The 26,753-nt window shown below is 75.2% G+C and carries 13 protein-coding genes; 2 read left to right on the forward strand and 11 right to left on the reverse strand.

Annotation, left to right across the window (positions count from 1 at the left end):
* Window positions 1–33 precede the first annotated feature (33 nt).
* The 8 genes from ACFQE5_RS04545 to ACFQE5_RS04580 all read right to left on the reverse strand — a co-directional run bounded on the left by ACFQE5_RS04545 (window position 34) and on the right by ACFQE5_RS04580 (window position 8,192).
* Window positions 34–453: a YciI family protein gene (locus ACFQE5_RS04545; protein WP_379583084.1), complete on the reverse strand. Its 420-nt coding sequence runs from the start codon at window positions 451–453 to the stop codon at window positions 34–36.
* Window positions 454–589: 136 nt separating this feature from the next.
* Window positions 590–2,197 carry an ABC transporter substrate-binding protein gene (locus ACFQE5_RS04550; protein WP_379583086.1) on the reverse strand — a complete coding sequence of 536 codons (1,608 nt, stop codon included), beginning with the start codon at window positions 2,195–2,197 and terminating at the stop codon, window positions 590–592.
* Window positions 2,194–3,219 carry a methyltransferase gene (locus ACFQE5_RS04555; RefSeq protein WP_379583088.1) on the reverse strand — a complete coding sequence of 342 codons (1,026 nt, stop codon included), beginning with the start codon at window positions 3,217–3,219 and terminating at the stop codon, window positions 2,194–2,196. The genes ACFQE5_RS04550 and ACFQE5_RS04555 overlap by 4 nt, the downstream gene beginning before the upstream one ends.
* Window positions 3,209–4,933, reverse strand: coding sequence for a dipeptide ABC transporter ATP-binding protein (locus tag ACFQE5_RS04560; RefSeq protein WP_379583090.1), 1,725 nt, complete (start codon window positions 4,931–4,933; stop codon window positions 3,209–3,211). The genes ACFQE5_RS04555 and ACFQE5_RS04560 overlap by 11 nt, the downstream gene beginning before the upstream one ends.
* Window positions 4,930–5,742, reverse strand: a complete 813-nt coding sequence (locus tag ACFQE5_RS04565; protein WP_379583092.1) for an ABC transporter permease — start codon at window positions 5,740–5,742, stop codon at window positions 4,930–4,932. Before ACFQE5_RS04565 ends, ACFQE5_RS04560 begins: the two co-directional genes overlap by 4 nt.
* Window positions 5,743–5,834: 92 nt before the next feature.
* Window positions 5,835–6,848, reverse strand: a complete 1,014-nt coding sequence (locus ACFQE5_RS04570; protein WP_379583094.1) for an ABC transporter permease — start codon at window positions 6,846–6,848, stop codon at window positions 5,835–5,837.
* Between the two features lie 445 nt (window positions 6,849–7,293).
* Window positions 7,294–7,854 (reverse strand): hypothetical protein, encoded by a 561-nt coding sequence (locus tag ACFQE5_RS04575; protein WP_379583096.1) that lies wholly within the window; start codon window positions 7,852–7,854, stop codon window positions 7,294–7,296.
* Window positions 7,851–8,192 (reverse strand): hypothetical protein, encoded by a 342-nt coding sequence (locus tag ACFQE5_RS04580; protein ID WP_379583098.1) that lies wholly within the window; start codon window positions 8,190–8,192, stop codon window positions 7,851–7,853. The genes ACFQE5_RS04575 and ACFQE5_RS04580 overlap by 4 nt, the downstream gene beginning before the upstream one ends.
* Window positions 8,193–8,396: 204 nt before the next feature.
* Here ACFQE5_RS04580 and ACFQE5_RS04585 point away from each other — a divergent pair, with 204 nt between their 5' ends.
* Window positions 8,397–9,635, forward strand: coding sequence for an LLM class flavin-dependent oxidoreductase (locus ACFQE5_RS04585; protein WP_379583100.1), 1,239 nt, complete (start codon window positions 8,397–8,399; stop codon window positions 9,633–9,635).
* The gene (locus ACFQE5_RS04590) at window positions 9,632–10,438 is read left to right on the forward strand and encodes an alpha/beta fold hydrolase (protein WP_379583102.1); all 807 of its coding nucleotides are present in this window, start codon (window positions 9,632–9,634) and stop codon (window positions 10,436–10,438) included. The genes ACFQE5_RS04585 and ACFQE5_RS04590 overlap by 4 nt, the downstream gene beginning before the upstream one ends.
* A gap of 61 nt (window positions 10,439–10,499) precedes the next feature.
* Here ACFQE5_RS04590 and ACFQE5_RS04595 read toward each other — a convergent pair whose 3' ends face one another.
* Genes ACFQE5_RS04595 through ACFQE5_RS04605 form a run of 3 tightly spaced genes read right to left on the reverse strand, consistent with a single transcriptional unit; the run spans window position 10,500 to window position 26,746 of the window.
* Window positions 10,500–11,255: a hypothetical protein gene (locus ACFQE5_RS04595; RefSeq protein ID WP_379583104.1), complete on the reverse strand. Its 756-nt coding sequence runs from the start codon at window positions 11,253–11,255 to the stop codon at window positions 10,500–10,502.
* Between the two features lie 57 nt (window positions 11,256–11,312).
* Window positions 11,313–11,528 carry an MbtH family protein gene (locus ACFQE5_RS04600; protein WP_379583106.1) on the reverse strand — a complete coding sequence of 72 codons (216 nt, stop codon included), beginning with the start codon at window positions 11,526–11,528 and terminating at the stop codon, window positions 11,313–11,315.
* Window positions 11,525–26,746, reverse strand: a complete 15,222-nt coding sequence (locus ACFQE5_RS04605; protein ID WP_379583108.1) for an amino acid adenylation domain-containing protein — start codon at window positions 26,744–26,746, stop codon at window positions 11,525–11,527. The genes ACFQE5_RS04600 and ACFQE5_RS04605 overlap by 4 nt, the downstream gene beginning before the upstream one ends.
* Between the last annotated feature and the right edge of the window lie 7 nt (window positions 26,747–26,753).

Raw genomic sequence — 26,753 nt, forward strand, 5'->3', positions numbered from 1 at the left:
GCGGTCACGGTCGGTGTCACCGAGCCGACCCGCTCACAGCTGGCCGGTCGCCTCCCGCCACGCCCTCTCCTTCTGGATCCACACGTTGTCCTGCGGGAACTCATCGATGCTGGCGACCCGGCGGATCTCCGCCTTCATCCCCGGCCCGCCCAGCGGCGCGCGCTTGGCCCATTCGATCGCCTCCTCCTGGGAGGCGACATCCACGATCCAGTAGCCGCCGAACAGTTCCTTCGTCTCGCCGTAGGGTCCGTCGGTGACCACAGGCGGCTGGGAGGAGTAGTCGACGACGACGCCCTTCTCGGCGTCGTCGAGACCCTCGGCGGCGACCAGGACCCCAGCCGAGATCATCTCGTCGTTGAATCGGCCCATCGTCTCGAGGACCTCGTTGAAGTCGACGCCCTGCATGGCCGCCATGGCCTCGTCGCTGGCACGCATGATCAACATGTACTTCACGATCTGCTCCTGAGCCGTGTCCGGGTCCCTGGTCGGACCCTCTCACCCTTCGGTCGAACGGCGGAACCACCGGATCGACATCGCGCCCACCCGATTTCGGGCCATCCCGGCGGACGGCAGACGGGGGGCACCGCCCTCAACCGGCGATCCCGGTCCCGCCGCTGCGTCCGGTGATGATCGCGGCCGGGTTGACCCCACCGGGGTTCCCCGCCGCGTATCCACCCGGCGTGTAGTACCACATCGCGCCGGCGGTGGCGGCCCGGAAGGCCATCGCCCGCTCCGGGTAACCCAGCACGACCATCGGCACCTCATCGGCCAGGATCTGCTGCATCCGGCCGACGAGCCTGCGCCGTTCCCCAGGGTCGGTGGCGCGTTCCTGGCGGTCCTGCAACTCCTCGAACTCGGCGTTGTGGTAGCCGTGGCTCTTGGTGAACCGGCCCTTCTTCGACATCCGGCTGTCGAAGAATCCGAAGAGGAACGTCGGGTCGCTGTGCAGGCCACCGAAGCCGAGCACGGCCGCCTCGTACGCCCCCGCGGCTGCGCTCTCGCGCGCCCGCGTCGGGTCGAGCGCGGCGACCTCGAGGTCGATCCCGACCTGCGCCAGCTGCCGGGCGACGTACTCCGCGGCGGTCTTGGTGCTCGTGTCGGCCAGCAGCGTCCCGGTGATCCTCGTGCCGGCCAGGGCCTGCCGCGCCGCGGCGACGTCGTGGCCATGGCTGTTCTTCGCCTCGACGTGGAGCGGGTTCGCCCTGGGCAGGAACCCCGGCTCGCCCGGCTCGCCCCGGCCGTGCAACACCCGCTCGACGAACCCGGCGCGGTCGATCGCCCGGGCCACGGCCTGCCGGATCCGGGGGTCGGCGAACGGGGGCTTCTCGTTGTTCAGGAACAGCCCCGTCGCGGTCGCCCCGACCGCCCGGATCACGTCGAACTCACCACCGCCCGTGAACGGTTCGATGACGTCCGGCGCGGCGTTGGGCGGGATGTCCGCGACGTCGATGGCGCCTTCCCGGAGTGCCAGAAGCGGGTTCGCGGCCGGCACGAACTCGACCCGGTCGAAGTACGGGCGACCGAGGAAATAGTCCTGCCGCGAGGCGAAACGGTAGGTGCCCTGGCTGAGATCATGGGCTTGCAGCGCGTACGCGCCGGTTCCGACGAGCGCCTCCTCGTCCTGTTTCTTCTCCGGTTCGGAAACCCCGTCCCAGATGTGTTTCGGAATCACCGGCATGGCGCCGAGCACGCCCGGAAGGAAACCGGCGTGCGGTTCCTTCAGCCGCATCTCGATGCTCGACCCCGAGGCGTCCGCCCGGTCGATCACCGTGATCGGGATCGACCAGGCGATCTGGTGCTGCTTGAGGTAGTTCACGGTGAACGCGACGTCCTCGCCGGTGAGCTTCGTGCCGTCGCTCCAGGTGACGTCCTCGCGCAGCCGGACCCGGCAGGTGGTGTCGTCGGCCATCTCGGCGCTCTCCGCCAGCCACGGCTGCAACCCCGCGGCGTCCTGCCACATCAGGGTGTCGAACACCAGACGCATCGGCAGCAGCCCGCTGCCGTGCGCCATCGTGAACGGTGTGGGGTAGCCGAACTCGCCGCCGGCCATTCGCAGCGTCCGCGGGGCGGACGAGCCGCCCGGTGCCGATCCGGCGCCCGACGCGCAGGCGGCCAGCGTCAGGCCGGCGCCCGCCAGCCCCCCGGCGAGGAGGAATCTCCGCCGGCTCAGCAGCACCCCCGTCGACAGGTTCCTCATCGGCTCTGCTCCGGCTTCCGCGCCATCAGTAGGGTTCCTTTCTCCATGCCGTGGGAGTCGAGCAGCCGGGGGCCGTCGAACCCGGCCTCGACCAGCCACTCGGAGACGTCGGTGACCGAGTAGGCGCGGCAGCCGCCGTGGTGCAGATGCGACTGGATGTCGAACAATGCGGCCTCCAGCGCGTCGCGCCAGTAGAAGCCGCGGACGAGCACGTACCCCCCGGGACGCACCGCGTCGTGCACACCGCGCAGCACCGTCGGCACCTGGTCGCGTTCGAACGCGACCAGCACCATGAACAGCAGGGCGAGGTCGAAGTCGTGGCCCAGCCGGGCCGTCGGCAGTTCGACCTCCCGCACCTCGACCCGCTCGCCCACTCCCGCGTCGGCGGCCACCCGCCGGGCGACGGCCAGCGGACCGGGCCGGTCGGCGACCACCGCGCTCCACATCGGATGCGTCTGCACCAGGTCGGCGCTGTAGGCGCCGTGGCCACCGCCCACATCCAGGATGCGGGCCGGTGCCCGGGGATCGAGCACCGTCTGCACCGCCGCGGCGATCGCCTCCCGGCTGCCGCGGGCGATCTCGAGCAGCCCGCGCTGCGGATCCTCGGCGCTCGGGGGATCGGACCGGACCTCCTCGGCGCCGTCCCGCAGCGCCCGGGTGAGACCGGCCCAGCTGCGGATCCGGGACGCCTCGCCACGCACCCAGCCGCCCATGGGCATCGGCGCCTCGGGGACGAGGTGGGCCCGCGCGGTCGCGCTCGGCAGGTAGCCCGCATCGGTGCGTTGCACCAGATCGAGAGCCTCCAGCCCACCGAGCAGCGCCGACAGCGGACCGACCTGCACGCCGAGCGCGGCGGCCAGCTCGCCCGCGGAGACCGGGTGGTCGCCCAGCTCGCCGAAAACCCCGAGCTCGGCCGCGGTGACCAGCACCTGGGAGGTGCGGTAGGCGTGCAACATCCGTTCCAGGGCCGACCGGGACTCGGTCGGCCCACCGGCGAGAACGTCAGGTGACTCAGGTGGCATGGACGGGGTTTCTCCTCTCAGTGCCGCGGGCATCGCCGCGCAGGCTCCCGCGCGCGGATCGCAGCAGCGCGCGGGTGGTCGGATGCTGGGGGTCGGTCACAATCCGATGTGCCGGCCCGTGTTCGACGCAGCGGCCGGAATCGAGCACGACGATGGTGTGGGCGATCTTGCGGACCAGGGCCAGATCGTGCGACACGAGCACGAGCGCGAGCCCGATCCGGTCCTGGAGGTCCCGCAGCACCCGCAGCAACCGCGACTGCGCCGCCGAGTCGAGCATCGCGGTGGGTTCGTCGGCGATCAGCACGAGCGGCTCCACCACGAGGGCACGGGCGAGCGCGACGCGCTGGAGCTGCCCACCGGAGAGCTGATGGGCGAACTGCGCGCCGAACGTCTCGTCGGTGGGCAACCCGACCAGGTCGAGCGCGCGTCGCGCCGCCTCGTCCCGTTCCGCCGGGGTACCGCTGCGGGCGATGTCCAACGGCTCGCGGACCACCTGCCGGACGGTGAACCGCGGGCTCACCGCGTCGTAGGGGTTCTGCTGGACCAGCTGCAACCGGCGGTGTGGCCCTCCCCCGCGACCGGCGCCGACCGGTTCGCCGGCGAGGAGCACGGTGCCGGTGTCGGGACTGAGCTGCCCGGCCAGGCAGCGAGCGAGCGTGGACTTGCCGCTGCCCGAGGCACCGATCACGGCCAGCGTCTGCCCGGCCCGCACGGAGAGGCTGACGGAGTCCAGCGCGGTCACCGGACCGAAGGACCTGCCCAGTCCCGTCGCCTCGATCACCGTTCGGATCCCACCGAGGTGGCAGGCCAGCGCGCGACCGTCGACGGGGGTCAGGACCGGCACGTCGGTGGCGCAGCGGCCGACGGCCTGCGGGCACCGCGCCCGGTAGGCACAGCCACCGGACACGGCCCCGGTCGCCTCGGCCACGCGCCCGCCGAGATCGCGAGCACGGTCCAGGCGCGGGTAGGCGTCGACCAGCTCGACCGTGTACGGATGCCGAGGGTCGTCCAGCACCTCGTGGGCCGGACCCTGCTCGATGATCCGGCCCTGATGCAGCACGCAGATCTGGTCGGCGAGCTCGGCGAGGTCGGACAGGTCGTGGCTGATCAAGAGCATCGCGGTGCCGCGGTCCCGCCGACGTCGCAGCAACCGCAGAACGTCCAGCCGCTGGGTGGGATCCAGCCCGGCGGTGGGTTCGTCGGCGATCAGCAGGTCCGGGTCGCAGCACAACGCCAGCGCGATCATGGCCCGGCGGGCCTGACCGCCGCTGAGCTGATGGGGGTAGGCCTCGGCGGCCCGTTCGGGCGGCAACCCGACCTCGTTCCACAGTTCGCGGGCTCGCTCGGTGGCCGAGGCGCGGGACAGGCCCCGCCGGATCCGCAGCGGCTCGGCGATCTGGGCCAACACCGTCCGTACCGGGTCCAGTCCGCTGACGCCGTACTGGAACGCCAGCGCGATCCGGTTCCAGCGGACCCCGTCGAGCTCCTCGGGCCGGTCGACGGGCAGGGCGGTGCCGTCCAGCCACACCTGCCCGCTCACCGTGGCGCCGTCCGCCACGCCCAGCAAGGCGTGCGCGAGGCTGGACTTGCCCGACCCGGACTCGCCGGTCAACCCGACGACCTGCCCGCGCCCGATCCTCAGCGACACCTCGGTCAGAACCGGGGTCCGCCGGTAGCGGACCGACAGCGACTCGACTCGCAGCAGCTCGTTCACCGGCGTTCCCGCAACCGGGGATCCAGCCGGGTCTCCAGTCCCGCACCGAGCAACGCGCATGCCAGCAGCAGACCGGCGATCGCCAGCCCGGGCGGCAGCGGCCACCACAGCCAGCGGCCGGTGAACCACAGACTTGCGTCGTCGAGGGCCTGCCGGATCGTCAGACCCCAACTGGTCCGGGTGACGTCGCCGACTCCGAGGAACGCCAGCCCCGCCTCCAGGCTGATCGCCCGGCCGAACTGGGCGACCGCGACCGACGCCAGCACCGGCCCGAGCGCGGGTATCAGGTGCCGGGCCATCAGGTACCGGGTGCCCGCCCCGAACCCCCGCGCCGCACGGACATAGCCGGACTGCCGGATCGCGAGCGCCCGTGCCCGGATCTCCCGGGCCGGCACCACCCAGCCGACGATCGCGATGAGGGCGATCGTGCCGGGGACCGAGGGCCCGATCAGGATGCCGACCAGCAGCAGCAGCGGGAGGTGCGGGAGGGAGATCAGGATGTCGCCGGCGGTCATCAGGATGCGGTCGGCCCGACCGGCCAGCAGCGTCGCGCACAGTGCCACGGTGACCGCGATGGCCATGGTCACGGCCATCGCACCGGCGCCGACCGCGAAGGCCGGCCGGCTTCCGTGGAGGAGCTGCGACCACAGGTCGTACCCCTGGTCGTCGGTGCCCAGCGGGTGCCCCGGTCCGGGTGGCAGATAGGCGACGCCGACATCGGTCTTCGGCCCGTGCCGGGTCAGGTACGGCGCGCACAGCGCCACGAGCCCGAACAGGGCGACGATGCCGATGCCCACGCGCAACGACACGTCGTCCGGGCTCGTCGCGCGCGCGGGACGCCCAGGACCGTCACCGGGCACCTGGGCTCGGTCCGGCCGGCGCAACCCTGCTCGGGCCCGCCTCATCGCGGCGCTGTCCGCGGGTCGAGTCGTCGGGTGAGGGCCTCGACCGTCCAGCTCGCGCCGAGAACACACAGGCTGAGCACCAGGAAGCAGCCTCCCAGCAGCGGGTAGTCACGCGCCCCGACCGCCTCGAACACCAGCCTGCCCATCCCCGGGTAGTCGAAGATCGACTCAACGAAGATCGTCCCGCCGACGGCGAACCCGAGCGTCAGACCGAACCCGGTCACCACCGGGAGAACCGCGTTACGGGCGACATGGGCGTACTTCACCGACCGCGCCGGAAGCCCGACGGCGCGGGCCACGCGGACGAACGGCTCGCCGAGCACCGTGACGGTGGTGTTCCGCATCAGCAGGAACCGGCCGCCGGCGATCGACACGGTCAGCACGGCGATCGGCAGCGAGGCGTGCCAGGCGACGTCGGCCAGCCACTGGCCGACGTGCCCGAACTCGGCGAACGGCGTGGCGGCGCCGGACAGCGGCAGCCACCCCAGGCGCACCGAGAACAGCAGGATCCCCAGCAACGCGGCCAGGTAGACCGGGATGCTGTGCACGACGGTGAACAGCGCGATCATGGCCTGGTCGGCACGGGTGCCGCGGCGCCAGCCCGCCTCGACACCGAGCCCGACGGTGATGGCGAACGCGAGCGTGATGCTGGGCACGACCAGCACCAACGTCCAGCCCAGCCGGTCCCCGAGGAGCTCGGCGACCGGGCGCCGGTAGTGGATCGACCATCCGAGGTCGCCGTGAAGGAGCTGGGTGAGGTAGTCCCGCAGTTGCTCCAGGAGCGGGCGATCGAGTCCGTAGTGGCGCTCGACCCTGGCTCTGATCTCGGGATCGGCCAGGTACTGGGCGCTGGCCGGGTCGCTCATCGCCAGCAGCGGGTCGCCGGGCAGCGCACGCGGCAGCAGGAAGTTCAACGCGACCACCGTGACGACCACACCGGCCTTCGCGAGCGCCGCCCGTCCGCGGTGGCCGCGCACCGTGCGCGACCGGTCGAGCGTCGAGGCCGTCATGGCAGCGCGACCTCGGCCGCCGCTGGGCACACCGCACCGCTCATCGTCGAACCTGGCGCGTGACGGCTCTCAGCGACGACGGCCAGCGTCCGGTTCGGACTCACTGTCAGGTTCGCGGACGGCTCGCTGACGCACCGGCTACTCCTCACTGCTCATGCCGACCGCCCGCTGGCACAGGTGCCGAGGGCGACGACACGGGACACTAGTCTCAGTGAGACTAGCAGGCTGCCCCGTCAGCGCAGGATGGAGCCATAGCGCGCTGGGGGTCGGATCGTTTCCGGCTCGGCGGCCACCGGCAACCGGCCATTCGCTATTCGGTGACCTTGGGGTGGACAGGTCCGGCCGCGACGACCCAGCCCTTCGCCTCCGATGTCGCGAACCGAGCCTCCCAACCCCCGGGACGCGCGGGCGGAGCGACGCGATCACCGCGCTTGGCGGGCAAGGATCAGCTCCCGTCCGGCGCCGGGACGGGGCCGAAGTCCCCGTCGATCGGCCGCGACAGCTCCTCGGCGAGGGTCGGATCCGCGTGGATCGCGGCGGTCGCCCTCCACTCGACGAGCGCCTGTGCCAGTACCGACCACTGGCCCAGCTCCGCCGATGCCTGCACCGCCCGGACGAAGTCCACGGCGAATCGTCGGCGGTCGTCGTCGGGCAGCAGGTCGACCCAAGGGAATTCCTCGGTCAGCGACTCCAGCGCAGCCTCGCCCGAGAGGTGCGCGAAGGCGTTGCGCAGGGCCCGCGCCGCGATCACAGCGCCCTCGGCCGACGCGCTCGCGCGGTCCTCCCGCACCAGCAGCAACGGCACACCGTCGCGGCGCCGGACTCGGATGTCCCCCTGATCGGCCAGGGCTGCGACGCTCTTCGGGTCACGCTGCAGCTCGCTCCACTGCACCTCGGTCGCCATAAGGCAAATTCTGAACTTATTCAGAAGTTGCCGCAAGTTGCCGCAAGGTGACGCCTCGCCCGCCCGCCCCTTCTGCGCATGATGGAGCCACAGTGCGCTCATGCGTCCATCGTCGGGGCGGGAACGAGTCTGCGGATCGCCTCGGCCGCGGGATGACGGGGCCCCTTCACCCGCTCCACATCGGACAGCAACGCGCACAGCGTCGCCCGCGCCTGTTCCTGCTGCCCGCTCCCCAGCTGCAGCAACCCGATCTGCTTGCGCAGCTCCAGAACCCGCTCGTCGTCGGCGCCGTACAGCCCGCGCTCGATCTCCAGCAGCTCGCCGAGCTGCCGCAACGCCCGCGAGGTCTGTCCGATCAGGGCGTGGTGACCCGCTGCTGACCGTCGAGCAGCAGTTGCTTGGGACGGACGTGGCGAGGCCGCCGCGGACCGCCTGCCCATCGCCCTCGGCCTCCTACACCAGCAGTGCCCCTACCAGGTGCCCGCGGGTACGGCCGCCTGGCCTATTGACCGACCACGATGTGGCGCCCAGGGTCGAGGCACGGCGCCGCGTGAGCTGGGTCACTCACGAAGGACGCCGGCGGGGGGCCGCCCGGATCTCGCCACCGGCGCCGACACAGCAGGATCCATGCTGGAGGACGCCTCATGAAGGTCTCGATGTTCCACCTGATGCCGCACCGCGAGCTGCCGGACGACTTCGAGCGCAGATACAAGTCGGTCTGGGTGGACCCGCCGTTCCCCGAGCTCGCCGATCCCGACCGCGTCGGCCAGTTCTACAACTGGACCCTCGACGAGCTCGTCCACGCCGCGCGCGTCGGGTTCGACGGGATCTGCGTCAACGAGCACCACCAGAACGCCTACGGCTTCATGCCGGGGCCGAACCTGATGGGCGCGGCGCTGGCCCGCGAGACCACCGGTATGGACGTCGCGATCGTGCAGATGGGGGCGACGCTGCCGACCACGCAGCCGCCGATCCGCATCGCCGAGGAGTACGCGATGCTCGACTGCATCAGCGGCGGACGGCTGATCGCGGGGATGCCGCTGGGCACGGCGATGGACGCCTGCCAGGTCTACGGGATCACGCCGGTGGAACAGCGCGAGCGCTACTACGAGGCGCACGATCTGATCCTCAAGGCCTGGCAGTCGCGGGAGATGTTCGCCTGGAACGGCAAGTACACCAAGCTGGGCAAGGTCAACCTGTGGCCGCGCCCGGTGCAGAAGCCCCACCCGCCGGTCTGGGTACCGGGCACCGGCAGCTACAGCACCTGGGAGTTCTCGGCCAAGCACGACCACTGCTACTGCTTCCTCAGCTACTTCGGCGCCAAGGCCGCCGAGCAGACGATGGCCGGGTTCTGGCGGTTCGTGGACCAGTACGGGCTCAAGCAGAACCCCTACCGCGCCGGGTTCCTGCAGCTCGTCGTCGTCGCCGACACCGACGAGCAGGCCGAGCGCGACTACGCCCGGCACTGCGAGTACTTCTACCGCAAGTGCATGCACATCCCGGTGCACTACTTCGGCCCTCCCGGACACCAGGACTACCGCAGCCTGGAGAAGGGCATCCGCTCCGGACTCACGGTGAAGATCGCCCAGGAGCTGGAGTCGGTCCGGCAGTACAGCTACCGCGAGCTGGTCGACAAGCAGTTCGTCATCGCCGGTAGCCCCGCCACGGTGCGCGAGCAGCTGGCCGAGGCCTGCCGCACCCTGCACATCGGCAACCTCATGGTGCTGCTGCAGATCGGTTCGATGCCGCACGACCTGACGATGCGCAACATCGACCTGTTCGCCGAGCAGGTGCTGCCGCATCTGCGCCCGCTGTGGGACGACGAGCCGTGGGAGAACCAGTGGTGGCCCGAGCGGCTGCGCACCAAGGAGCGGGCGTCGTGACGGCGATCGCGGGCGTCGCCGAGCGCCGCGTCGCCACCCTCGGCGGCCAGGTCAACCCGCGCGTGCTCGTCGCCGGGCAGGGCCCGCCGGTGGTGTACCTGCACGGCGCGACGGGGCTGCGCTGGGACCCGTTCCTCGACGCCCTGGCCCGGCACCACACCGTCTACGCGCCGGAACATCCCGGGACCACGCCCGGCGACCCGGACGCGATCAAGGCCGTGGACGACCTGTGGGACCTGGTCCTGCACTACTACGACCTGTTCGACGAGCTGGACCTGGACGCGCCCGCGGTGGTCGGGCACTCGTTCGGCGGCATGATCGGTGCCGAGATCGCCGCCACCAACCCCGAGCGGGTCAACCGGCTGGTGCTGCTGTGCCCGGTGGGGTTGTGGCGCGACGACATCCCGGTCGCCCAGTTCCTGCAGATGACTCCCCAGGAGGTCGTCGAGCTCGCCTTCGCCGACCCACAGGGTGAGCCGGCCCAGGAGTTCCTGCGGCTGCCCGAGGACCCGGAACAGATGGCCGAGGCCGTCATCGCCGCGACCTGGGCGCAGGCCTGCACCGGGAAGTTCATGTGGCCGTTCCCGGAGAAGGGCCTGCACAAGCGGCTGTACCGGGTCCGGGCCCGCACGCTGGTCGTGTGGGGCGAGCAGGACCGGCTGGCCCCGCCCGCCTACGCCGAGGAGTTCGCCGCCCGGATCGCCGGGGCCAGGGTGGAGCGGATCGCCGACGCCGCGCATCTGCCGCAGCTGGAGCAGACCGCGCAGGTGGCGCGGCTGGTCGCGGAGTTCCTGGCCGAGTAGGCGACGTCCCCGGGGGTGGCTGCCGCGGCGGCCACCCCCGCACCGGCGCGGCGCGGTGCGGTCAGTGGGGCAGGCCGGACGCCAGCAGCGCGGCCTGGCGTTCCCCCGCCGCGGTCGCCACCTCCGGCGGCACCGGCTCACCCGCCGGGCTGCGAAAGTCCATGGCCACCGACGCGACGCCCTGGCTGAACAGCAGCAGCGTGGACGCCGTCCCCTGGTACTCGAAGCCGGTGAACAGCACCGCGTACTCACCGACCGGCACGACCGACATGGTGGCGCCCGGACGCTGCTGCTGGGTCGTCGATGCGGCCCCCTGCACCGCGGACCTGGCTGCGTCCGGATCCGGCAGCAGGACGATCGTCTCGCCCACCCGGCGGCGGCCGTCCTCGGTGCTGAAGGATGTGGCCACCCCGCGCAACGTGCCCTCCTCGACCCGCTGCACCCCCTGGCCGGACAGGCCCGGGATCGGGATGTCGCCGGCCTGGACGACCAGTGTGCTGAGCTCGTCGGCGGACGGCTGCGAAGCCGGTGGGGCCGAGGTCGGTGCCGCCGCCGGAGCCGGTGTCGGCGGCGGAGTCTGTGCCGACGACGGCCCGCAGGCGGCGGTGACGATGATGCCCAGCACGACCGCGGTGGCCCCGGCCAGCCGACGGACGGTGCCGCATGCCGAATGAACGATCGGACTCTCCTGTCCCCCCGTGCGCAATGCGCGCGGTGCATCGTCCCGCCGGCCGCCGCCGCCGTACAGCGCCACATGGACGAACCTGCCGCGGCGGCCCCCGAACGTCCGCCCGGCCCGCCTCCCCGAGCGCAGCATGGCTCCATAACGCTCACAACCCGGGCCGCCGGGCGCGTTACGGAGCCATGACGTTCCTCAGCTCGCGGCCTGGGTGCGTTCGCGCAGACTGCGCGGACGAAGGTCGGTCCAGTGCTGCTCGACGTAGGCCAGGCAGGCGTCGCGGCTGTCCTCGCCGAACACCCGCCGCCAGCCGGCGGGCACCTCGGCGAACGCCGGCCACAGCGAATGCTGGTCCTCGTCGTTGACCAGCACCAGGAACCGGCCGTCGGGGTCGTCGAACGGGTTGCTCACAGGGTCCTCCCCAGAACATCGGTGATCTCGGACAACGGGCGGTGCGGGTCGGCCACGGCGGCGGCCAGCACCGCGAGCAGCTCCGCCGCGAGCCGCCCGGCGGTCGCGGGGTCGAACAGCTCGGCGGCATAGGTCAGCTCCGCCGGGACGGGCCCGTCCCCGGCAGGCTCGTACAGCCCGACGGTGAGGTCCGTGGCCGTGCCGGCCGGTGGGACCGCGCCGAACACACCCGCGCCACCGGCGAGGTCGGCCAGCCGGGCCTGCTCGTGGTGCACGAGCAGCACCTGCGGGCAGGGCACCCCGGCGGGCCGCGGGGGCGCGACCGCGAGCACGTCGGGCAGCGGCACGTCCTGGCGCTCCAGCGCCGACAGATCGGCCTCGCGCACCCGGGTGAGCAGCGCCGCGAACGTCGGGTCACCGGAGGTGTCGGTGCGCACCAGCACGGTGCCCGCGAAACAGCCGACGAGATCGGCCAGCGCCTCCTCGGTGCGCCCCGCGACCTGCACCCCGAGCGGAAGATCACCGCCCGCGCCGCGGGCGGTGAGCAGCGTCGCGAGGCCGGCCTGCACCACCATGAACAGGCTCGTGCCGCTGAGCCGGGCGAGCCGGTCGAGGCCCGCGTGCAGGTCGGCGTCGATCGTGAACTCGACGACGCCCGCCGCCCCGGTCGGCTCGGCGGGACGCGCCCGGTCGGCGGGCAGCGCCAGCTCCCCCGGCATCCCGGCCAGCGTGCGACGCCAGAACCCCAGCTGCCGGGCGGCGCGGCTGCCCGGGTCGGCGGGGTCGCCGAGCAGCTCGTGCGCCCACCGCGTGTAGTCCGCATAGGACACCGGCAGCGGGGCCCAGCCCGGGGCGCGGCCGGCGAGCCGGGCGGCGTAGGCGGTGTGCAGATCGCGGAACAGCGGCACCACCGACCACTCGTCCACACCCAGGTGGTGCATGGCCAGCAGCAGCACCTCCGCCCCGCCGTCCTCGGCCAGCAGCACCGTCCGCAGCGGCGGCCCCGCGGCCAGGTCCGGTTCGCCGGCGGCCAGCGCGGTGACCCGGACATCCAGCTCCCCGCGGGGTACCGCGACCAGCTCCAGCGCGGGCGGGGCGACCGGCCGCTGCGCGGCGCCGTCCACGGCGGTGCGCAGCGGCTCGTGCCGGGTCACCACATCCCCCAGGGCGGCGGCCAGCGCGGCGCGGTCGAAACCGGTGTCGGAGCGCAGCGTGAGCGCGTGGTCCCAGGCCCGGTGGCGCCGGTGCCGCTGCCACGGCAGCCGCTGCGCGGGGGCGAGCGGCAGCGGCTCGGGCCGCTCGCCCGCGGTCAACGCCGGGCGGGCGGGCGCCGCGCGCCGATCGGCGAGCCGGTCGGCCAGCGCGGCGACCGTCGGGGAGTCGAACACGTCGCGGATCGACAGCTCGGCGCCCAGCGCCCCGCGGATCCGCCCGACCAGCCGCATCGCGGCCATCGAATGCCCGCCGAGGGCGAAGAAGTCGTCACGGATCCCGACCCGGGGCAGCCCCAGCACGCCCGCGACGAGACCGGCCAGGACCTCCTGCTCGGGCGTCTCGGGCGCCGCGTCCCCGGCCAGCGCGCCCCAGTCGGGCGCCGGGAGCGCCCGGCGGTCCAGCTTGCCGTTCGGGGTCAGCGGCAGCGGCCCGGCCAGCGCGACGACCGTCGCGGGCACCATGTGCTCGGGCAGCCGGGCGGCGACGTGGGCACGCAGCTCGGCCGGATCGACCGGACCGCCCGCGGGCACGACGTACCCGACCAGCCGCACGCTCTCGCCGCCGCGGTCGGCCACCACGGCGGCCTGCGCGACGCCGGGATGCCCGGCCAGCGCCGCCTCCACCTCACCCGGCTCCACCCGCACCCCGCGCACCTTGACCTGCCCGTCCACCCGACCGAGATGCTCCAGCCCGTGCGCGCCCCAGCGCGCCCGGTCCCCGGTGCGGTACATCCGCGCCCCCGGTGGGCCCCACGGGCAGGCCACGAACCGCTCCGCGGTCAGCCCGGCCCGGCCCAGATAGCCGTGGGCCAGCCCGTCCCCACCGACGTACAGCTCCCCCGCCACCCCAGGCGGCACCGGGGCGAGCCCGCCGTCGAGCACGTGGACGGTGGTGTTCGGGTCGGGCCAGCCGATCGGCACCGCGCGGTCCCAGCCCGGTTCGGCGGGCCACAGCGTCGAGTTCACCGTCACCTCGGTCAGGCCGTAGGCGCCGAACAGCCGCAGCCGACCGGCCCACCGCCCGACCAGGTCCGGCGGGACAGTCTCGGTGCCGACCAGCAGCACCGCGCCGTCGGGCAACGCGCAGTCCCCCGGCAGGGCCGACACCAGCGACGGCGGCAGGATCATATGCGTGATCCGTTGCGCGGCAAGGAACTCGGTGAGCGCGGGCCCGGCGACGCGCACGTCGTCGGGGGCGAACACCAGCGTCGCGCCCTCGGCCAGCGCCATCGTCAGCTCGAACACCACGACGTCGAACCCGACCGAGGCGTACTGCAGCACCCGGCTCGCCGCCGTCACCCCCATCCGGTCCACCGCGGTGGCGGCAAGGCTCGCCAGCCCGGTGTGCGGGACGACGACACCCTTGGGCCGCCCGGTGGAGCCGGAGGTGTAGATGACGTAGGCGGGCCGGTCCGGGTCGGGGAAGCCGGCGGGAACCGGGCCGACCGGCCCGGGCTCGTCGGCCAGCACGGTCACGACCCCGTCCACGGCCGGCACCCGCGCGGCGGTGCCCGTGTCGGTGAGCAGCACCCGGGCCGCCGAGTCGGTCAGCAGGTAGCGCAGCCGCTCGGCGGGATGCGCCAGGTCCAGCGGCAGCCACACCGCGCCGAGCCGCAGCAGGCCCAGCACCGCGGCGACCAGCCCGGCGCGGCGCGGCAGCGCCACCGCGACCACGTCGCCCGCGCCGACACCGCGCCCGGCCAGCAGCGCCGCCATCCGGGCGGCGCGGGCGTCGAGCCCGGCGTAGGTGACCGTCTCGTGGTCGTCGACGACGGCCGTCGCATCGGGTGCCGCGGCGACCCGACGGGCGAACAGCTCCGGCAGCGAACCCCGCCGCACCTCCCGGTGGGTGGCGTTCACCGCGTGCAGCAGCCGGTCCCGCTCGGCGGGGGTGAGCAGGTCGATGCCGCTCAGCGGCGCGTGCGGGTCGGCGACCACGGCCGCGAGCAGCGTGCAGAACCGCCCGGCCAGCCGCTGCACGCTCGCGCGGTCGAACAGGTCGGTGGCGTACTCGATGCGGCAGCCGATCCGGCCCGCCTCGGGCCCGCCGGTGTGCTCGGTGAACGCGAACACCAGATCGAACTTGGCGGTGCCCGCGGGCACCGGCTCCCACGAGACGTCGAGCCCGGCCAGCTCGGTGGCGTCGCCGCCGCGGCAGTGGTAGCCGACCATCACCTGGAACAGCGGGGTGCGGGCCGCCGACCGGGCCGGGTTGAGCCGCTCCACGACCGCCTCGAACGGCACATCGGCGTGCGCGAACGCGGCCAGGTCGGCCGCCCGGACCCGGTCGAGCAGCTCGGCGAAGCCGGGGTCGCCGGACAGGTCGGTGCGCAGCACGAGGGTGTTGACGAAGAACCCGACGAGATCGTCGAGCGCCGGATCGGTGCGTCCGGCGATCGGGGCGCCGAGCGGGACGTCCTCGCCCGCGCCGAGCCGGTGCGCCAGCGCGGCGACCGCGGCGTGCAGCACCATGAACATGCTCGCCCGTGCGGTGCGCCCGATCCGCCGCAGCCCGTCGCAGACCGCCGGGTCCAGGTCGAGCTCCAGCTCGTCGCCGCGGAACGAGGGCCGGGCCGGACGCGGCCGGTCCGTGGGCAGCTCCAGCTCCTCGGGGGCGCCGCACAGCGCCCGCTCCCAGAACGCGAGCTGGCGGGCGGCGAGGCTGCCGGGATCGGTCGGGTCGCCGAGCAGGTCGCGCTGCCAGCGGGCGTAGTCCACGTACTGCACGGGCAGCGGCATCGGCTCCGGTGCGGTACCGCCGCGGCGGGCGGCGTAGGCGGCGGCGAGGTCGCGCAGGAACGGCCGGTCCGACCACTCGTCGGTCGCGATGTGGTGCAGCAGCAGCACGAGCACGTGTTCGGCGGGTCCGACGCGCAGCACACCGGCCCGCAGCGGCGGCTCGGCGGCCAGGTCGAACGGGCGGGCCAGCTCGGCGGCCACGGCGGCGGCCACCTCCTCGGGCGCCACCGCTCGGACCGGCACCGGCGGCCGGGCCGGTGGCAGCACCCGCTGGTAGGGCTCGCCGTCATACTCACCGATGACGGTGCGCAGCACCTCGTGCCGCGCGGCGACGTCGCCCAGCGCCGCGGCCAGCGCGTCGAGGTCGAGATCGCCGCGCAGCCGCAGCACCAGCGGGAAGTGGTAGGCCGTCGAGCCCTCCTCGAGCCGGTCGAGCAGCCACAGCCGCCGCTGCGCCGCCGACAGCGGCGGGCGCGGCGGGCGCGGGGCCGGGACCAGCGGCGGGCGTTCGCCCCCGCCGACCAGCCGCCCGGCCAGCTCGGCCGGGGTCGGCGCCTCGAACAGGTCGCGCAGGCTCAGCTCGGCGCCCAGCGCCGCGCGGGCCCGGCTGACCAGCCGGGTGGCCAGCAGCGAGTGCCCGCCGAGGGCGAAGAAGTCGTCGTCGAGCCCGATCCGCTCCACCCCGAGCAGCTCCCCGTACAGCGCGCACAGCACCTGCTCGGCCCGGGTCCGGGGGGCCCGGTAGGCGGTCGGGGCGGCCGGGTCGGGCGCGGGCAGCGCCCGGGTGTCGAGCTTGCCGTTGACCGTCAGCGGCAGCCGATCGACGGCGACCAGGGCCGCCGGAACCATGTAGCCGGGCAGCCGGGCGGCGGCGTGGGCGCGCAGATCCTCCGGTACCGCGGGTCCGGACGGCCCCGCGGCGACGACGTAGCCGACGAGCCGGGCCGACGCGCCGGACCCGGTGGCGACGACCGCGGCCTGGGTGATGTCGGGGTGCTCGGCGAGCACGGAGGCGATCTCGCCCGGCTCCACCCGGTAGCCGCGGATCTTGACCTGGTCGTCGGTGCGGCCGAGGAAGTCCAGCTGCCCGTCGTCGTTCCACCGCACCAGGTCGCCGGTGCGGTACATCCGCGCGCCGGGGGCGCCGAACGGGTCGGCGACGAACCGCTCGGCGGTGAGCGCCGGGCGGCCGAGGTAGCCGCGGGCCAGACCGGCCCCGGCGACGTACAGCTCGCCGGGGGTGCCGGGCGGGACCGGCCGCAGCCGTGGGTCCAGCACGGAGGCCCGGGTGTTGGTGATCGGGCGTCCGACCGTGGCGGTCGCCGACTCGGACGTGCCCGCACCCAGGGTGTTGATCGTGTACTCGGTGGGGCCGTAGAGGTTGTAGCCCTCCACCCCGTCGGTCTCGCGCAGCCGCGTCCACAGCGACTCCGCCACCGCCTCGCCGCCGAGCAACACCAGCGGCGGGCGGTGCGGCCCGTCCAGCAGGCCCTCCTCGACCAGCACCGCGGCATAGGTCGGGGTCACGTTGACCACGTCGATCCGGTGCGCGGCGCAGTAGCTCACCAGCGCCTCGGCGTCCCGGCGCAGCCGCTCGTCGCAGACGTGGACCTCGTGGCCCTCGACCAGCCAGAGCAGCTCCTCCCACGACATGTCGAAAGCGAACGAGACGGTGTGCGCGATGCGCAGCCGCCGTCCCCCGGTCCGTTCGACGGTCGGCCCGAAGATCGTCGCCCGGTGGTTGAGCTGCATGTTCGTCAGGCCCCGGTAGGGGGTGACGACACCCTTGGGCCGGCCGGTGGACCCGGAGGTGTAGATGACGTAGGCGGGGTGGTCGAGCCGGCCGGGGACGCCGGGGGCGAAACCGCCCAGTTCGGCGGGGGTAAGCGGGCCGGCAGGCAGCGCGGCCAGCTCGGCCGCCACGTCCGGGTCGTCCACCGCGATCGTGGTGCCGGTGCCGTCCGGCCAGCTCCCGGACCTGGTCAGCACGCAGACCGGGTCGGCGTCGGTCACCACGCCGACCAGCCGCTCGTGCGGATGGTCGAGATCCAGCGGCAGGTAGGCCGCGCCGGTACGCAGCACCGCGAACAGCGCGACCACCATCTCGACCGAGCGGGGCAGCGCGAGCGCCACGACCCGCTCCGGGCCCGCGCCGCGGTCCAGCAGCAGCCGAGCCAGCCGGTTGATCCGGGCGTCCAGCTCGGCATAGGTCAGCGTGGTGCCGCGGAACACCAGCGCGGGGTCGCCGGGCTGCGCCGCGGCCCGCTCGGCGAGCAGCTCCGCGACCGTCGCGTCCGGCACGTCGCAGGTGGTGCCGGGCACGGCCACCCGCTCGCCGGGCAGCAGCAGGTCGAGCCTGCCGACCGGGGTGTCCAGTGCGTTCACCAGCCGCCGCGCCACCACCACGAACCGGTCCAGCACCGCCCGGGCGCGGGCCGGTGGGACCGCGCCGGGCCGGTGCACGAGCAACAGCCGCAGCCGTGGGCCCGGGGTGACGACCAGGGTGAGCGGGAAGTGGGTGGCGTCCTCGGTGCGGGAGGCGGTGATGCCGAACCGGTCGCGGGCGGCGGCGAGCTCGGCGTCGTCGGTGAAGTTCTGCAGCACGAACAGCGTGTCGAACAGCGGGGCGTGCCCGGCGAGGCGCTGCACCTCACCCAGCCCGAGGTGCTCGTGCGCGAGCAGGGCGGTGCGCGCGTCCTGGACGCGGCGCAGCAGGTCGCGCACCGGTTCGGCGGGGTCGAGGCCGACCCGCACCGGGACGGTGTTGAGGAACAGCCCGACGATGTTCTCCACCCCGGGCACGTCGGCGGGGCGGCCCGCGACCGTCGCGCCGAACACCACGTCGTCGCGGCCGAGCTGGCCGGCCAGCACCAGCCCCCAGGTCGTGGACAGCAGCGTGTTCAGGGTGAGCCCGGTGCGGCGGGCGGTGTCCCGCAGCGCCTCGGTGAGCTCCTCGGGCAGTTCGGCGCGCAACCGCCGCGGCGGCTGCGGGTCGGGGCCCGCCGGCCCGACCAGCGTCGGCTCGGCCAGCCCGGCCAGGGCCTCGCGCCACGCCCGGCCGGCCGCCTCGACGTCCTGGGCGGCCAGCCAGGCCAGGTGGTCGCGGTAGGTGCCGGGGTGGGGCAGGCCGGCGTCGTCGCCGTCGCGGGCGTACAGCGTGAACAGCTGCTCGGTGAACAGTCCCGCCGACCAGCCGTCCCACAGCATCAGGTGGTGGCTGACGACCAGCCGGTCCACCACGTCGTCGCCGGGCGCGCCGAGACGCATCAGCAGCAGCCGGACCAGCGGCGGCCGGTCCAGCTCGAACGGGCGGGCCCGGTCCGCGGCGAGCAGCGCCTCCGCGCGGGCCGCGCGTTCGGCGGGCGGCAACCCGGTCAGGTCCACGACCTGAAGCGGCATCCGCAGGTCCGCGGCGACGAACTGGACCGGGCTGCGCAGCCCGTCGCCGGTGAACCCGGCCCGCATTCCGGGGTGGCGGGCCAGCAGCGCCGCGGCGGCCCGGCCGAGCCGGTCGGCGTCGAGCCGGTCGCGCAGGTCGAAGGCGTCCTGACCGGTGTAGAACCCGTCGCCGTCGTCGAGCCCGGACCGCAGGCCGGCATGGAAGAACATGCCCTCCTGCAGCGGGGACAGCGGCCAGATGTCGGCCACCCGCGCGGGCGCGAGCCGCTCGACGCGGTCGATCTCGTCCTGGGTGAGCGTCACCAGGTCGAGGTCGGACGGGGTGAGCCCGGCGGGCGGGTCGGCGGCCAGCTCGCGCAGCGCGGCGAGCCAGCCCTGGGCGAGCGCGGCCGCCGCGTCGGCCCGCAGCGGGTCGGTGAAGCTCCACGCGGCCCGCAGCCGCGGCCCGGCGGGGGTCTCGGCGACGACCGCGTTGATCTCCAGCAGGTGCGAGGGGCCCAGCCCGCCGCGCCCGTCGAGCACGTCGGACTCGGGGGCGGGGAGCCAGTCGGCGAGCCCGGGGTCGGGGAAGCGCCCGAAGTAGTGCAGCAGCACCTGGGGCGCGCGGGCGGCCGCCAGCACGGGCGCGGTCTGCGGGTTGAGGTAGCGCAGCAGGCCGTGGCCGAGCCCCCGGTCGGGGGCCGCGCGCAGCGCCTCCTTGACCTGTTTCAGGGCGCTGCCTGCCGCCAGCCGGACGGGGGCGACGGTGGTGAACCAGCCGACCGTGCGGGCGAGGTCGGTCCCGGGCGAGACCGGTTCGCGGCCGTGCCGCTCGACATCGACGAGCAGGTCCGCGTCCGGTTCCCCGGCACCGTCCCGCCACCGCGAGACGGCGGCGCGCAGCGCCGTCACCAGCACGTCGGTGAGGTCGGCGCGCACCCCGGCCGGGACCGTCGTGAGCAGCGCCGCGGTGGTCGCCGCCTCGAGGCTCACCTCGAGGCGGCGCACCGGTCCGGCGGCGGCGGGTGCGCCCGCCACCAGTTCGCCGCCCGGCGCCAGGGTGGCCGCCCACCGCTCCAGCTCGGCGAGCCGCCGCGGCGCCGCGGCCTCGTCGACGAGCGCGCCGGCGTGCTCCGACAGCGAGGTCGCCACCGGCGGCAGCTGCGGCCGGCGGCCCGTGGCGACGGCCGCCCACGCGGCCGCCAGGTCCTCGAACAGGATGCGCCAGCTCACCCCGTCGACGGCGAGGTGGTGCACGGCCAGCAGCAGCCGCCCGGGACGTCCCGGGCCCGCGTCGAACCACACCGGCGCGAGCATGATCCCGGCGTCGGGGTCCAGCCGGGCGAGCGCGGCGTCGAACGCGGTGGCGATCGCGGCGCGCAGCCCGTCGGCGTCCAGGTCCGCGGCATCGACCCGGCGCAGCAGGTCCGCGGCGCGCACCGATCCCGGCGGGCCGATGCGCTGGGCCCAGGCCCCGCCCGCGCGGACCAGCCGCAGACGCAGCGCGTCGTGGTGGTCGAGCACGGCCTGCAGGACTGCGGCCAGCGACCCGGCGTCCGCCTCCGGCGGCGTGGTGACCAGCATCGGCAGGGTGAACCGCTCGACCGGCCCACCGTGCTCGCGCAGCCAGTGCGCGGCCGGGAGCAGATGCACGAGCGCCCGTGAGTCCGACGGCGCGTCGGATCGCGACGGCGCGCGCACGAGGCCGGAGGCGATGGCGGCGGGCGTGCGGTGGGTGAACACCTCGCGCGGGCCGATCGGCAGCCCGGCGGCGCGGGCCCGGCTCGCGACGGCGATCGACAGGATGCTGTCGCCGCCGAGGGCGAAGAAGTCGTCGTCCGGGCCGACCGCGGCGAGCCCGAGTACGTCGCCGACGATCCCGGCGAGCACCGCGACCGGATCGTCCGCGACCGGGGTGGCCGGGACCGTCGGGCCGGTGCCGGTCGGGGCCGGCCCGGTCGGGGCCGGCAGCGCCCGGCGGTCCACCTTGCCGCTCGGGGTGAGCGGCAGCGCGTCGAGCACGACGATCGCGTCGGGCACCATCGGGGCGGGCAGCGAGGCGGCCACCGCCGCGCGCAGCCCGGCCGGATCGGGGCGGGTCCCGGCGACCGGCACCACGTAGCCGACCAGCCGGGGCGCCGCGCCGTCGGTGCGCACGACGACGACCGAGCGCTCGACGCCGGCCTCCCGGTCCAGCCGGGCCTCGACCTCGCCCAGCTCGATCCGGTGCCCGCGCAGCTTGACGTGCTGGTCGGCGCGTCCGATGTAGACCAGCGTGCCGTCGGCGCCGCGGCGCACCAGGTCGCCGGTGCGGTACAGGCGGGCCCCGGCGGGCCCGTACGGGTCGGCGACGAACCGCTCCGCGGTGCTCGCCGGGCGGCCGTGGTAGCCGCGGGCGAGCTGGACGCCGCCGAGGTACAGCTCGCCGACCGTGCCCGGCGGCACCGGACGCAGGCAGGAGTCCAACACGTGCACCGCCGTGTTGGTGACCGGGTCGCCGATCGGGACGGCCCCGCTCGCCGCGCCGTCCGCGCTGTCCCCCGCCCGGTAGGTGACCTGCACGGCGGCCTCGGTGGGGCCGTAGAAGTTGTCCAGCGGCACCCCGGTGAGTGCCCGCCACCGCGCCGCGAGATCGGCGGTGAGCGCCTCCCCGCCGCACGAGGCCCAGCGCAGGCTCGCCGCCCAGCCCGGGTCGGCCGCCAGCTCGGCGGTGTGCAGGAAACCCTCGACCAGCGACGGCACGAACGTCACGACGGTGACCGCGCGGCGGCGGATCTCGGCGGCCAGCCGCACCGGGTCGGCGTGCGCCCCGGGCTCGGGCAGCACGACGGCCGCCCCGGCCGCGAGCGGCCAGAAGATCTCCCACACCGAGGTGTCGAAGCTCGGCGACGCGAGCTGCAGCATCCGGTCGTCCGGGCCGAGCCCGAACTCGCCCTGCGACCAGACGATCTGGTTGACGATCGCGCGGTGGGTGACCACGACGCCCTTGGGGCGCCCGGTGGAGCCGGAGGTGTAGATCAGGTACGCGGCAGTGTCGGGGTCCGGGTCGGGGTCGGGGTCGGGTGCTGCGGTGGCCGGTCGAGGGCCGGGCCGCAGCACCGCCAGCCCGATCCCGCCCGGGTCCGCGGGGAACAGCCGCGCCCGCGCACGGGAGTCGGCCAGCATCAGCTCCCGGCGCGGCGCCGGCCAGTCCGGGTCCAGCGGCAGGTACGCCGCACCGGCCCGCAGCACCCCGAGCAGCGCCACGATCAGCTCCGCACAGCGCGGCAGCTCGACGGCGACGACGTCCTCGGCGCCGATCCCGGTGGCGCGCAGCCGCTCGGCCAGCGCCGCGGCCCGCCGGTCCAGCTCGGCGTAGCGCAGCTCGAGGTCCCCGGCGATGACCGCGGTCGCCTCCGGGGTCCGGGCGGCCTGCGCGGCGACCAGCTCCGCGAGCGTCGCGTCCGGCACCGGCTGCACCGGCCCGGCGAGCGCCGGGACGTCGCCGACCAGGTCGACCGTCGCGACCGGCGTGTCCGGGGCGGTGGCGAGCGCGGTGAGCAGGCGGACGAGCTGGTCGGCCAGGCCCGCCACGGCGGCGGCGTCGAGCCGGGCCGGATCGTGTTCCAGGCGCAGTTCCAGGCGCGCACCCGGCAGCACGGTCAGGGTCAGCGGGTAGTGGGTGGTGTCGCGCACCTCCAGTGCGCGCAGCCGTGGATCGGGGGTGGGGGCCGGCTGGTTCTCCAGCACGACGAGCGTGTCGAACAGCTCCTCACCGGCGTCCAACCCGGCGGCCCGGGCGATCTCGCCCGCCCCGAGGTGGTGGTGCTCCAGCAGCGCGGCCTGCTCGTCCTGCAGCCGGGCGAGCACCGCCCGCAGCGGTTCGGCCGGATCCCAGCGCAGTCGCACCGGGACCGTGGTGACGAACAGCCCGACCATCGCGTCGATCCCGTCGCCGGCACCGTCCCGGCCCGACGTCGCGGTACCGAACAGCACATCCTTGCTGCCGGTGCGCCGCCCGTGCAGCAGCCCCCACGCCCCGGTGACGACGGTGCCCAGGGTGAGCCCGTGGGTCCGGGCCAGCGCGCGCAGCCCGGCCGAGAGCTCGGCCGAGAGCCGCAGCCGGTGCTCGGCCGGGCCGTCCGCGCCGCCGCCGGTGGCCGGGACCAGCCGACCCGGCCCGTCACGCCCGGCCAGCGCAGCGCGCCACGCGATCCGCGCCGCCGCGCGGTCGCGGGCGGCCAGCCAGCCGTGGTGCGCCGCCAGCGGCGGCACCGGCGGCAGCGCGGCGGCGGCGTCGAGCCCGGACAGCAGCTCACGCACCAGCACGGCGACCGACCAGCCGTCGATCACGATGTGGTGGATGGTGAGCAGCAGCCGATACCGGGTCGTGTCGAGCCGCAGCAGGGTGGCGTGCAGCAGCGGGGGCCGGGCGAGGTCGAAGCGCCGTTCGCGGTCCCGCGCGGCGAGGGCGGCGGCCCGCTCGGGCCGCTCGCGCAGGTCGAGGACGCGCCACGGCAGCGTGGCGGCGCGGGCGATCACCTGGACGACGCGGCCGTCGGGGCGCTGGACGAACCCGGCGCGCAGCGCGTCGTGCCGGTCCACCAGCCGCTGGACGGCCCGGCGCACCCCGGCCGCGTCGAGGTCGCCGTCGAGGTCGAGCGCGACCTGCGCGGTGTAGCACCCGGCGTCGAGCCGGGCGTGCACGTAGAGCCCCCGCTGCAGCGGGGTCACCGGCAGCACGTCCGCGGAGCGGGCCCGTTCCGCGGGCGTCGGCTCGGCCAGCGAAAACGGCACCACCTCGGCGGTGGTCGCGACGCTCGGGCGGGCCACCGCGGCCAGCGCGGCGACGCTGCGGTGGGTGAACACCTCGCGCGCGGTGATCTCCAGCCCGGCCCGTCGCGCCCGGTCCACCAGCACCATCGCCGCGATGCTGTCGCCGCCGAGCGCGAAGAAGCTGTCCCGCACACCGACCGCGGGCAGGGCCAGGACCTCGGCGAACAGCCCGGCCAGCACGCGCTCGACCGGCGTGGACGCCGCGGCGCCCGGCGAGTCGCCCGCCGTCCAGTCCGGGACGGGCAGCGCGGCCCGGTCGAGCTTGCCGTTCGGGGTCAGCGGCAGCGGCGCGTCGCGCAGCAGGACCGCGGCCGGGACCATGTGCTCGGGCAGCCGGTCGGCGACGTGTCCGCGCAGCGTCTGCGGGTCGGGCGGGTCGAGCGGGTCGGCCGGGAGCACGTGCGCCGCCAGCCGCAGCACCCCGCGGTGGTCGCGGACCGCCACCACCGCCGCCGCGGCGACATCGGGGTGCCCCATCAGCACGCTCTCGATCTCGCCCGGCTCCACCCGGTGGCCGCGGATCTTCACCTGGGCGTCCGCACGACCCAGGAAGTCCAGGGTCCCGTCGACGTTCCACCGCGCCCGGTCCCCGGTGCGGTACATCCGCGCCCCCGGCCCGGCGAACGGGTCGGGCACGAAGCGCTGCGCGGTCAGGCCCGCCCGCCCGTGGTAGCCGCGGGCCAGCCCGCGCCCGCCCACGTACAGCTCGCCCTCCACGCCGACGCCGACCGGGCGCAGCGCGGCGTCGAGCACGTAGCACCGGGTGCCGGGGTCGGGGACCCCGATCGGCACCGGCCCGGACCAGCCCGGCTGCGCCGCCCACAGCGTCGAGTTCACGGTGGCCTCGGTGAGCCCGTACGCGACGACCACCCGCAACCGCTTCGCCCAGCGCGTGATCAGCTCGGTGGGCACGGTCTCGGTGCCGACGACCAGCACGGCGCCCTCGGGCAGTTCGGCCTCGGCCGGCAGCGCCGCGACCAGCGACGGCGGCAGGATCATGTGGGTGGCGCCGTGCGCGGCGAGGTGGTCGGTCAGCGCCGGGCCCGCCACCCGGCGCTCGGCGGGCACCAGCACCACCGTGGCCCCCGTGCACAGCGCCATCACCAGGTCCCACACGGCGACGTCGAACCCGACCGAGGCGAACTGCACGACCCGGCTGCGCGCGTCCACCCCCAGCCGCCGCGCGGCCGTCGCGATGAGCGCGCCGATCCCGTCGTGCGGCACGACGACGCCCTTGGGGCGGCCGGTGGAGCCGGAGGTGTAGATGACGTAGGCCGCCTGGTCGAGCTCGATCTGCACGGGCGGCGGGCCGGGCGGCTGCGCGGCCAGCTCGGCCCGCACCGCGGCGGAGTCGAGCAGGATCGGTTCGGGCCCGTCCGGCAGCTCGGCGAGCGCGCCGGAGACCGTGAGCACGGCGCGCGCCCCCGCGTCGGCGACCAGGTAACCCAACCGCTCGGCGGGGTGGTCCAGCTCCAGCGGCAGGTAGGCCGCGCCGGCCTTGAGCACCCCGAGCAGGGCGACGACCAGCTCGGCCGAGCGCGGCAGCGCGACCGCGACGACGTCCTCGGTGCCGATCCGGCGGGCGGCCAGCAGCCGCGCCACCCGGTCGGCGGCGGCGTCCAGCTCGCCGTAGGTCAGCGACTCGTCCTCGCCCACCAGGGCCACGGCGTCCGGGGTCGCGGCGGCCTGCCGGGAGAGCGCCGCGGTCCAGGTCACGTCCTCGACGGCGGCGGGTTCGCCCACGCCGAACGCGGTGACGTCCGCGCGCTCCGCCTTCGACAGCAGGTCGATGCGGCCCAGCGGCCGGTCCGGGTCCGCCGTGAGCCCGTCCAGCACGGCCCGCAGCCCGCGCTCGTGCCCGGCGAGGGTGGCCGCGCCGGCGGCGGCGTCGAGGTGCATGCGCAGCCCCCGGCCGCCGGGGCGCAGCGCGAACGCAACGGCCAGGTCGTGCGCCGGGCCGAGCGCGTGGTTGACGACGTCGACGTCGAGGCCCGGGAACGCCAGGTCGCGGTCGAACGGCAGCACGTTGACGGTCGGCCCGACCAGCTCGCGCAGCCCCCCGGCCAGGCCGAGCTCGCGGGCCAGCTCCTCCCCGGGGATGCGGGCGTGCGCCTTCGCCGCAGCGACCGCGGTGTCCACCGCCGCGAGCAGCTCGCGGGCGGTGAGCCCGGGCCGCACCGCCAGCCGCAGCGGCAGCACCGTCGAGGCCATCGCGGGTAGCCCGCGCAGCTCGGTGTCGCGGGCGGCCATCGGCAGCCCGAGGATCAGGTCGGTCATCCCGGTGACCCGGTGGGTGTAGCCCGCGACGGCGGCGACCAGCAGCCGCGACAGTCCGCTCCCGGCCCCCGCGGCCGCAGCCGTGAGCCGGGCCGTCGCCGCGGCGTCGAACTCCACGGTGCGTCGCCGCGGCAGGTCCGGGGGGTCGGTGAGCGGCACCAGCCGGGCGGGCGGCGGGTGGTCGGCCAGCAGCGCCGCCCAGTGGGCGAGATCGGCGGCGTGCCGCGGCGAGCCGCGGTAGGCGCGGTCGTGCGCGACGAGCCGGTCCAGCGACCAGTCCGGCGCGTCGCTCCCCGATCCGCGATACAGCGCGGCTGCCCGCGCGGTCAGCGCCGCGACGCCGTGCGCGTCGATGACCACGTGGTGGTAGCGCTGGTACCAGCGCACCCGGTCCGGGGCCAGCCGCAGCAGCACGTGGCGGTGCAGCGGGGGCCGGTCCAGCTGCAGCGGCGCCGCCAGGTCGGCCCCGATCAGCGCATCGGCGGCGGCGACCGGGTCGGGTTCGCCGGACCGATCGAGCACCTCGGGCCCGCCGGATGGCGGCACCGGATGCTGGTGGGGCGTCCCGTCCCGCTCCGCGACCCGCACGTGCAGTGCGCCCGCCTCGGCGACGGCGCGGCGTACGGCGACGGCCAGCCGGTCGAGGTCGACCGCACCGCGCAGCTCCACCGACCAGGCGATCGTGTAGCGGCGGGCATCCGGGTCGAGCCGGTGGGCCCGCCAGACGCCGTCCTGCGCGGCGGTCAGCGGCCGGGCGCCGGGCGGGACGGGGGGCGGGATCGAGACGCCGTCCATCCTGGCT

This window comes from Pseudonocardia hispaniensis, from assembly GCF_042658695.1.
In the GTDB taxonomy this organism is placed as follows: domain Bacteria; phylum Actinomycetota; class Actinomycetes; order Mycobacteriales; family Pseudonocardiaceae; genus Pseudonocardia; species Pseudonocardia hispaniensis.